8 protein-coding genes and 1 pseudogene are annotated in these 9,177 nt (G+C 69.6%); all 9 read left to right on the top strand.

The window, feature by feature from the left end:
* Nucleotides 1-36: 36 nt before the first annotated feature.
* Nucleotides 37-1,068 (top strand): LacI family DNA-binding transcriptional regulator, encoded by a 1,032-nt coding sequence (locus tag ACQ5BE_RS06975; RefSeq protein ID WP_430296257.1) that lies wholly within the window; start codon nt 37-39, stop codon nt 1,066-1,068.
* Between the two features lie 126 nt (nt 1,069-1,194).
* Nucleotides 1,195-1,683: a hypothetical protein gene (locus tag ACQ5BE_RS06980; RefSeq protein WP_430296258.1), complete on the top strand. Its 489-nt coding sequence runs from the start codon at nt 1,195-1,197 to the stop codon at nt 1,681-1,683.
* Between the two features lie 109 nt (nt 1,684-1,792).
* Nucleotides 1,793-2,953: a substrate-binding domain-containing protein gene (locus ACQ5BE_RS06985; RefSeq protein ID WP_430296259.1), complete on the top strand. Its 1,161-nt coding sequence runs from the start codon at nt 1,793-1,795 to the stop codon at nt 2,951-2,953.
* A 54-nt stretch (nt 2,954-3,007) separates the two neighbouring features.
* On the top strand, nt 3,008-4,516 hold the full coding sequence (locus ACQ5BE_RS06990; RefSeq protein ID WP_430296260.1) for a sugar ABC transporter ATP-binding protein: 1,509 nt from the start codon (nt 3,008-3,010) through the stop codon (nt 4,514-4,516).
* A 3-nt stretch (nt 4,517-4,519) separates the two neighbouring features.
* Nucleotides 4,520-5,509: an ABC transporter permease gene (locus tag ACQ5BE_RS06995; RefSeq protein WP_430296261.1), complete on the top strand. Its 990-nt coding sequence runs from the start codon at nt 4,520-4,522 to the stop codon at nt 5,507-5,509.
* Nucleotides 5,510-5,511: 2 nt separating this feature from the next.
* Nucleotides 5,512-6,663, top strand: a complete 1,152-nt coding sequence (locus ACQ5BE_RS07000) for a Gfo/Idh/MocA family protein (RefSeq protein ID WP_430296263.1) — start codon at nt 5,512-5,514, stop codon at nt 6,661-6,663.
* An 11-nt stretch (nt 6,664-6,674) separates the two neighbouring features.
* Nucleotides 6,675-7,493 carry a sugar phosphate isomerase/epimerase family protein gene (locus ACQ5BE_RS07005; protein WP_430296264.1) on the top strand — a complete coding sequence of 273 codons (819 nt, stop codon included), beginning with the start codon at nt 6,675-6,677 and terminating at the stop codon, nt 7,491-7,493.
* Between the two features lie 55 nt (nt 7,494-7,548).
* Complete coding sequence (locus ACQ5BE_RS07010) at nt 7,549-8,730, top strand: Gfo/Idh/MocA family protein (protein WP_430296265.1); 1,182 nt, start codon at nt 7,549-7,551, stop codon at nt 8,728-8,730.
* 116 nt (nt 8,731-8,846) lie between these two features.
* Nucleotides 8,847-9,177: pseudogene (locus ACQ5BE_RS07015) on the top strand (sugar phosphate isomerase/epimerase); the annotation flags it as partial.

A 9,177-nucleotide genomic window follows, 5' to 3' on the forward strand; every position in this document is an offset into this window, starting at 1 on the left:
TAATGTTGAGCCAACAGAGCGTGAGGGGAGTGGCTGGTGGCAGAGCCGGCGCGGCGCAAGCCAAGCATCACGGACGTGGCCAGAATTGCCGGCGTCTCCTACCAGACCGTCTCGCGGGTCATCAACAGTGCCCCGGATGTCAGCCCCGCAACGCGCGAACGTGTCCTTGAAGTCATCAAGGAGGTCGGCTACCGCCGCAACCGTACAGCGACAGCGCTCGTCACGAACCGGTCGACTGTCCTCGGGATCCTGACGGACGGCTCCCCGAGATTCGGCCCCATGGGCACCCTCATCGCCCTCGAGAACGTGGCACGCCAGAAGGGGTACGGGACGACGGTGGTGACCGTCGAAGAGCCGTATGAGGACTCAGTCGCCAAAGCCCTCGAGTCGCTCGAGGACGCCGGCGTCGACGGCATCATCGCGATCGCGCCACGCGTTCCTCTTGCCGCCGCCGTCTGGAATGCGACGCTGCGGGTCCCGGTCGAGATGATCGCCGCAGGCGCGTCCTCCACCCCCAATGTGTTCACCTACTCCGAGAACCAGGAGCTGGGCGCGCGCATGGCCACCCAGCACCTCATCGACCTCGGCCACACGGACATCGCCCACATCGCGGGCTCCATGGAATGGTTCGATGGACGCGTCCGCAAGCGCGGCTGGGAGGCGGCCCTCCGCGAGGCGGGCCTCACGCCGGGGCTCTGCCTCGAGGGCGACTGGAGCCCCAAATGGGCCTACGAGACCGGCCTCCGCCTCGTGGATGAGGAGCGAGTGCCGCAGGCGATCTTCGCCGTGAGCGACCACACGGCCCTCGGCCTCATCCGCGCCTTCGCCGAGCACGGCATCCGCGTTCCCCACGACGTCAGCATCGTGGGCTTCGATGACGTCGAGGGCTCCGACTACTTCCTCCCGCCCCTCACCACGGTGCGGCAGGACTTCCCCGGCTTGGCACAGGCCAGCATCGATGTGCTCATCGGCGCGATCGAGGGCCGCGAGGTAGACCGGACGCCGAGCGTGCCGACGCTTGTGGTCCGTGAGAGCGCCATACCGGCCCGGCTCCGCGCCGAGGCCTGAGCAAAACCGAGACCTAACGCCGACTTATCTGTGACCCTTGACACCGCCCACCGTGAACGTTCACGATAGAACGACCGTGAACGTTCACGGAACCGCGTTCGGACCTCGAGGGAGAGGAGAAGCACCATGCACCGCAGCAATGTCAACGACGTCCTGGCGCTCCACCCCGCCGTCGAGGCCCTCAACCTCGACGCCGGCCAGTGGTCCCACGTCCAGCGGCTCCTCGCCGGGCCGGTGAAGGACGCGGAGATCTCCCGGGCGGTTGACGCCTTCGTCCGCCCGGGCTCCTCCGCGGTCGTCGGCGTCTTCCATGAGGGAGCCCTCTGGGCAAGCCTCGTGGTCACGGTGGATCGGGCCCAGGTCCTCACCACAGTGACAACCGCAGATCCGACTCAGGTGGACCTGTGCGGCGACATGGCGACGGTGTCGTCCGATGTCGTGGCGTGGGTCCGCCGCAGGCTGGGCCCGTGCTCCCTCGGGCTCTTCTTCGACAAGCCCTACGCCGAGGCCTTCCTCGCCTCCTCCGACAAGGCTGCCGCAGTGCGCGCAGCCGCTGCCGGCGGCGGCCTCGTCCTCTCGCCGATTCCCCCCGCTCTCGCGATAGCCCTCGCCTGAGCTTCCCCGTCCCCGCCGTTGCCCAGGGCCCCCGGCGGTCCCGTCACCGACCCGTCGGCAGCTGCTAAGGGCCGCCGCCGCACACCCTCATCCCCACCAGGAGAACACCATGATCCGCAGGACGCCCCTCCTCGCAGCGGCCACGGGCCTCGCGCTCGCCCTCGCCGCCACCGGATGCAGCTCATCGGCGAGCAGCACCGCCACCGTCGATTCCGGCGTCTCGCAGAAGGCCGACGCCGCCCTGAAGGAGATCACCGGAAAGGTGCTCAGCAAGGGCCCCAACGGTGAGGCCCCCTCCCCTGTCTCCGCTGCGGACCTCACCCCTGACGAGGTCGCCAAGGTCAAGGCCCTTGGGGCGACTGCGGCCATCGTGATGCACTACGGCGGCAATGACTGGGCCACCGCCCAGGTGAACGGCCTCAAGGCGGAGTTCGAGAAGCTCGGCATCAAGGTCGTCGCCACGACCGACGCCAACTTCAAGCCGGACAAGCAGGTCTCGGACCTCGAGACCGTCCTGACCCAGAAACCGAACATCATCGTCTCGATCCCCACGGACCCGGTCGCCACCGCCTCCGCATACAAGAAGGCCTCGGAAGCCGGCGCCAAGCTCGTCTTCATGGACAACGTCCCGCAGGGGCTCACCGCGGGCAAGGACTACGTCTCCGCGGTCTCTGCGGACAACTACGGCAACGGCGTCGTCTCCGCCCACGAGATGGCCAAGGCCCTCGGCGGCAAGGGCAAGATCGGCGTCGTCTTCCACCAGGCCGACTTCTTCGTGACGAAGCAGCGCTACCAGGGCTTCAAGGAGACGATCGAGAAGGACTACCCGGACATCAAGATCGTCGAGGAGAAGGGCATCGCCGGCCCCGACTTCGCCGGCGACGCGCAGGCCGCGGCCAACGCGATGCTCAGCAAGTACGCCGACCTCTCCGGGATCTGGGCAGTCTGGGACGTCCCGGCGGAGGGTGTCATGGCCGCAGCCCGCGCCTCCGGCCGGCAGGACCTGAAGATCGCCACTGAGGACCTCGGCAAGAACGTCGCCATCAGCCTGGCCAAGAACGAGCTCGTGGTCGGCCTGGGCGCGCAGGTGCCGTTCGACCAGGGCGCCGCGGAGGCCCGCCTCGCAGCGGGCTCGCTGATCGGCAAGCAGGCACCGGCCTACGTCGCCCTCAGCGCCCTCCCGGTGGACCACGCCAACGTCCTCGACGCGTGGAAGCAGGTCTACCACGAGGACGCCCCCAAGGAGCTCAAGGACTCCTACAAGAACTAGCACCGTCCGACGGTGCGGGGGCCCGCGCCCCCGCACCGATCCGAAAGGGCAACCATGAACACCGCAGACAACGTCGTCGAGATGCGCTCGGTCTCCAAGGGCTTCAACGGCGTCCCAGTCCTCAAGGACGTCGGCTTCGATGTCCGCCGGGGCGAGGTCCACGCCCTGGCAGGCGGGAACGGGGCCGGGAAGTCGACCCTCATGAAGATCCTCCAGGGCGTCTACCAGGCGGATGCCGGGGAGATCCTCATCAGCGGGAAGCCGGTCCGGATCAGCTCGATCCAGGACGCGAAGGCCGCTGGGATCGGCATGGTCTTCCAGGAATTCAGCCTCGTGCCGAGCCTCACTGTTGCGCAGAACATCTTCCTCGCGGCGGAGCCGCTTGGGCGCGGCGGGCTGATCGACGACCGCACCGCTGTCCGCAAGGCCAAGGAGCTCTTCGCCGAAATGGAGGTGGACGTCGACCCCCGCGCCGAGGTCTCCCGCCTCGGCACCGCCTACTGGCAGCTGACGGAGATCGCCAAGGCGCTCTCGCAGAACGCGCAGGTCCTCATCATGGATGAGCCCACCGCCAGCCTGGCCCGCCACGAGTCCGAGGCCCTGTTCGAGCTGATCGACCGGCTGAAGGCGCGCGGGATCTCGATCATCTACATCTCCCACCGCATGGACGAGGTGTACCGGCTCGCGGACCGGATCACGATCCTCCGCGACGGCCGCCGGCTTCTGACCGAGCCGCTGACCGGTGTCACCCCCGAGCAGATCGTCGAGGGCATCGTCGGGAAGAAGATCGAGGGCCAGCTCGCCTACCGCGAGCGGGACCACACGGCGCACGACGGCGCCCCCCTCCTCGAGGTGCGCGGCCTCACCGCAGGGTGCCGGGTGCGGGACGTGTCCTTCACGCTCCGTCCCGGGGAGATCCTCGGCCTCGCTGGACTGATGGGCAGCGGGCGCACCGAGCTGGCGCGGGCGCTGTTCGGGATCGACCGGGTGGACAGCGGCGAGATCCGGATCCGCGGCGAGAAGGTCAGCCTGGCCTCCCCGCAGCAGGCCATCGACGCCGGCGTCGCCCTCGTCCCGGAGGACCGCCGGGCGCAGGGGCTCGTCCTGGACCACTCGGTCCGGGAGAACCTGCTCCTGCCGCTCCTGGGCCAGATCCAGCGGGGCCCGCTCCTTGACCAGGGCGCCGGGAAGGATCTTTCCACCGCACTGATCCGGAAGTTCGCGGTCAAGGTCGCGCACCCGCAGCGGCCGGTGCGCCTCCTCTCGGGCGGCAACCAGCAGAAGGTCGTGATCGCGAAGTGGCTGGGCACCGACCCGGACATCCTCATCCTCGACGAGCCCACGGCTGGCGTCGACATCGGCACGAAGAGCGAAATCCTGGACATGATCCGGGACCTCGCCACCGCGGGGAAGGCGGTCATCGTCATCTCCTCCGAATATCCCGAACTCCTCGCGGTCAGCGACCGCGTTCTCGTCCTCAAGGACGGCTCCGTCATCCGTGACATCCCCCGCAGCGAGATCGCTGACGAGGAATATCTCCAACTCGCAGTCCAGGGAGTCTGACCCGTGAGCAAGGCATCCACCATCACCGCCGGCGACACCGCCCCCGCGTCCCGCAGCTTCGGCGCGACGCTGAAGGAGCTCGACTGGCGCCGGTACGTCATCTACATCGGCTTCGTCGTCGTGTTCCTCTTCTTCGCCGTTCTGCTGCGCGACCAGGGCTTCCTGTCGCCGCAGAACCTGCTGAACATCTTCCGGCAGACGGCGACCATCACGGTCATCGCCGTGGGGATGACCTACGTCATCTCGTGCGCCGAGATCGACCTCAGCGTCGGCTCCACCGCTGGCCTCTCCAGCGTGTGCACGGCCATGGCCCTGTCCCAGTGGGGGCTCATCCCGGGCATCCTGGCCGGCCTCGCCGTCGGCCTGGTGGTCGGGTCCATCAACGGCGCGCTCGTGAGCCTCCTGGGCATCCCCTCCTTCCTGGTGACGCTCGGCATGCTCGGCATCGCCGTCGGCGCCGCCCAGTGGATCACCGCCTCGGCCCCGCAGCCGATCCTCAACGACACGTTCAACACCCTGTTCGGCTCCGGCAACTTCGGCCCCGTCCCCGGGCTGATCGTGTGGAGCGCGGTCTTCGTGGCAATCGGCGCCGTCGTGCTGAACCGCACCAGGTTCGGCCGGCAGGTCCTCGCCACGGGCGGCAACCGCACCGCCGCGGAGTTCACCGGCATCAACACCAAGCGCATCAAGTTCCAGGTCCTGCTCATCTCCGGTGCCGTCGCGAGCGTCGCGGGCATGCTCTACGCCGGCCGCCTCCAGTCCGGGCGCTTCCAGTGGGGCACGGGCGACGAGCTCTCCGCCATCGCCGCCGTCATCCTCGGCGGGACGAGCCTCTTCGGCGGCGCCGGGTCAGTCATCGGGACCCTCTTCGGGGCCCTGCTGATCGGCCTGATCAACAACGGGCTGATCCTCGCCGGCCTCGACAGCAGCCAGCAGCAGGTGGTCCGCGGCGCGATCATCATCCTCGCCGTCGCGCTGGCCCGGAAGAAGTAGCCGTGGGCACGCTCCCTTCCGCGGGCCTGCGCTCGGGGATCATCGGCACGGGGTTCATGGGGTCCGTCCACGCGCACGCGGTTCGGGCATCGGGGGGACTCGTGAGCGCCGTCGCCGGAAGCAGCCCGGCCAGCGCCGAGCGGGCGGCGGCCGCGCTGGGGGCCGCGTCGGCGGCCACCTCGGCAGAGGAGCTCATCGCGAGGGACGACGTCGACGTCGTGCACATCTGCACCCCCAACGCGACCCACGCGGAGCTGGCCAGGACGGCGATCGACGCCGGCAAGGCGATCGTGTGCGAGAAGCCGCTTGCGACGTCCGCGCACGACGCCGCCGAGCTCGCCGAGCAGGCGGAGCGGGCCGGGGTCGTCGCGGCGGTGCCGTTCGTCTACCGGTTCTACCCGGCGGTGCGCGAGGCGCGCGGCCTCGTGGCCAGGGGCGACGCCGGCCGGCCCTGGCTCCTGCACGGCTCCTACCTGCAGGACTGGCTCGCGAGCCCGGAGGCGACGAACTGGCGCGTGGACCCCCGCGCAGGGGGCACCTCCCGCGCGTTCGCAGACATTGGCGTCCACTGGTGCGACCTCATGGAGTTCGTCACGGGACAGCGGATCGTGCGGCTGGTTGCCTCGACGTCGCGGGCGTTCGAGGAGCGGCCCACCCCGGCCGGCCCGGCCGCCGTCGCGACGGAGGACGGCGCCACGGTGCTCTTCGAGACCGACCACGGCGCCGCCGGCTCCGTCGTCGTCAGCCAGGTCAGCCCGGGACGCAAGAACCGGCTGTGGTTCTCGTTCGACGGCACGGAGGCGTCCTTGAGCTTCGACCAGGAGCAGCCGGACACCCTGTGGGTGGGCCGCACGGGCGCCGCCACCCGGGTCGCCGTCGGACCGGACACCCTGACCACTGACGGCGGCCGGCGCTACGCCCGGCTCCCGGCCGGGCACCCCCTCGGCTACCAGGACAGCTTCACGGCCTTCGTGGCGGACGTCTACGCCGCGGTCCGCGGGGACGCGCCAGATGGCCTGCCGACCTTCCGGGACGGGCTGCGGGCCGCCCAGCTCACCGAGGCGCTCGTGGCGTCGGCGCGCGGCGGTTCCTGGGCCGACGTTCCCGCGGGCCACGTGCCCTCCCAGCCTTCTCCTCTCTCTCCCAGCATCTGAAAGGCCTCACCATGAAACTCGGATACTGCACCATCACGTGGGGCGGCGTTGTAGGCCATCCCGTCGGGGTGACGAGCGTCAAGGACCTCTTCTACCTCACGCACGGGCCCATGGACCGGGCCGTGGCGGACATCGCCGCCGCCGGGTACGCCGGCGTCGAGATGTTCGACGGGAATCTCGCCGACTACGCCGAGAAGCCCGAGGAGCTCCGCGGGATCCTCGACCGGGCCGGCGTCGAGCTCGTGAGCGTCTACACGGGCGCGAACTTCATCTACGCGGACATCCTCCCGGACGAGCTGCACCGGATCCGGCGCGCTGCCGAGCTCGCGGCCCAGTTCGGGGCCGAGCGCCTCGTGGTCGGCGGCGGCGCGCGCCGGGCAGCCGGGACCACGGAGGAGGACTACCGACGGCTCGGCGAGGCCCTGGACCGGGTCACCGACATCGCCGAGGAGTTCGGACTCTCGGCGAGCTACCACCCTCACCTGACCACGATCGTGGAGAGCCCGGACGAGCTCGAGCGACTCATGGGCCTCACCCGGATCGGCTTCTGCCCGGACACGGCGCACCTCGCCGCGGGCGGCGCGGACCCCGCCGCCGTCATCCGCAAGTACCCCGAGCGGATCCGGCACGTCCACCTCAAGGACCTCCGCCGGGACCCGTTCGCGTTCCTGCCGCTCGGGCAGGGCGAGCTGGACTTCCCGGACATCGTCCAGGCGATCAAGGAGAGCGGCTACGACAGCTGGCTCATGGTCGAGCTGGACGAGTACGACGGCGACCCGCGCACCGCCGCCGAGGCCAGCCGCAGGTATCTCCAAGAGCTCCTCCCGTAACCTTTCCGCCCCGATTCTGACCCCAACCCTGACCACCGAGAAGGAACTGATCACCGTGAAGAACCTCAATGTCGGCCTCATCGGAGGCGGCTTCATGGGCAAGGCCCACTCCCTCGCCTACTCCGCCATGCCCATGTTCTTCTGGCCGGCACCGGCCATCCCCGTCCGCCACACGATCGCCGAGGCCAACGAGCAGCTCGCCGCCGAGGCCGCCCGCCGCTTCGGCTTCGAGCAGTCGACCTCCGACTGGCGCAGCATCATCGACGACCCGGCAATCGACGTCGTCGACATCGCCACCCCGAACCACCTCCACGCCGAGATCGCGATCGCCGCTGCGCAGGCCGGCAAGCACATCATCTGCGAGAAGCCGCTCGCCCGGACCGTCGACGAGTCGAAGGCGATGTACGACGCGGTCAAGGATGCCGGGATCGTGCACATGGTGGCGTTCAACTACCGCCGCACACCCGCCGTCGCCCTTGCCAAGAAGTACATCGAGGAGGGCGCGATCGGGCGGGTCCTGAACTTCCGTGGCACCTACCTCCAGGACTGGAGCGCCTCCCCGGACTCGCCGCTCTCGTGGCGCTTCCAGAAGTCGATCGCGGGCTCCGGCGCGCTCGGGGACATCGCCACGCACGTGGTGGACATGGCCCGCTACCTCGTGGGCGAGTTCGCCTCCGTCAGCTCGCTGCTCTCGACGTGGATCCCAGATCGACCGCTGCAGACCGGCGGCGCCGACGCGCTCGGCAACGTCCGCGGCGGCGAGGGCCCCCGGGGGGAGGTCGACGTCGATGACGAGGTCATGACCATGATCCGCTTCGGGAACGGGGCCGTCGGCTCCATCGAGGCCACGCGCAACGGCTGGGGCCGGAACAACTTCATCACCTTCGAGATCCACGGCACCGAGGGCAGCATCGTCTTCAACTACGAGCGCCGGGACGAGCTCCAGGTCTGCTTCGCGTCAGACGGCGGTGACCGGCGCGGCTTCCGGACCGTCTACACCGGCCCGGCCCACCCGTACGGCGAGGGCCTCTGGCCCATCCCGGCTCTGGGCATCGGGTACGGGGAAACGAAGATCATCGAGGCGCACGACTTCTTCAAGGCCATCGCCGAGGGTGGCAGCGTGAGCCCGAACTTCGCCGACGGGTACCAGACGGCGCTCATCGACGAGGCCATCGTTGCGTCGTCAGCGAAGGGCGAATGGATCGACGTCTCCAGCGTCGCCGAACTGGCGGGCTAACAGGAACAGCGCAAGGGGTGAGGGGCCGCACCGCCGCTTCTCACCCCTTCCACCTATCGTCGAGGGCTGGGACAGCCAAGCCGACCTCGACGGCCAGCCAGCTTAAGGAGATCATGATGCCCCGCCCGTTCACCCTGTTCACCGGCCAGTGGGCCGACCTGAAGCTCGAGGAGGTCGCCGAGCTCGCGGCCGGCTGGGGCTACGACGGCCTCGAGATCGCCGTCTCCGGCGAGCACCTCGACGCCGCCCGCTGGGACGATGCGGCCTACATCGACGAACGCCTCGGCATCCTCGAGCGCCACGGCCTGAAGCTCTGGGCGATCTCGAACCACCTCAAGGGCCAGGCCGTGTGCGACGACCCGATCGACTTCCGCCACCAGGCCATCGTCGGCTCCGCCGTCTGGGGCGACGGCGACCCCGAGGGCGTGCGCCAGCGCGCCGCCGAGG

Source organism: Sinomonas sp. B1-1, from assembly GCF_050474465.1.
In the GTDB taxonomy this organism is placed as follows: domain Bacteria; phylum Actinomycetota; class Actinomycetes; order Actinomycetales; family Micrococcaceae; genus Sinomonas; species Sinomonas flava.